Here is a 445-nt window from a genome sequence, read left to right as displayed (position 1 = left end):
ATGTCGGTGGTTCGAACTAGTATTCGACTATGAGTTCGGGGGCCGTGGTCGAGGCGATCGCCGCGATGCGGGCCGCCTACGACGCCGTCGCCGACCTGCCCGTCGACACCCTGACCCATCCCGAGATCCTCTCGGTGCTGCAAGAATTGGAGACGCTGAACCGGCAGCTGCCCACGCAATCCCATCGCCTGCTCGCCCGGCTGCAACGCGAGGCCTCACCAACCGCGTTGGGCGCCAGGACCTTGCGCGACGTCCTGACCGCACGGCTGCGCATCTCCGGGGCCGAAGCGCGACGCCGCCTGGGCGAGGCAGCAGACCTCGGGCCGCGGGTGGCCCTGTCGGGTGAGCCGCAGGAACCCGTGCTGGCCAAGGTCGCCACCGCGCAGGCCGACGGAGCGATCGGTACCGGCCACGTCGAGGTCATCCGCCGGTTCTTCGCCCACCT

At 69.9% G+C, this 445-nt stretch carries 1 protein-coding gene; it reads left to right on the top strand.

Going from position 1 to position 445, the window contains the following annotated elements; genetic code table 11:
• Nucleotides 1–29 precede the first annotated feature (29 nt).
• Nucleotides 30–445: DUF222 domain-containing protein (locus SBI80_RS28155; protein ID WP_318978439.1), on the top strand; the 416-nt coding region annotated here is incomplete at its 3' end.

Origin of the sequence: Mycolicibacterium sichuanense (assembly GCF_033741125.1) — a bacterium.
GTDB lineage: Bacteria > Actinomycetota > Actinomycetes > Mycobacteriales > Mycobacteriaceae > Mycobacterium.
Note: the sequence above shows the minus strand (reverse complement) of the source record. Positions and strands in the feature narration are given on the sequence as shown.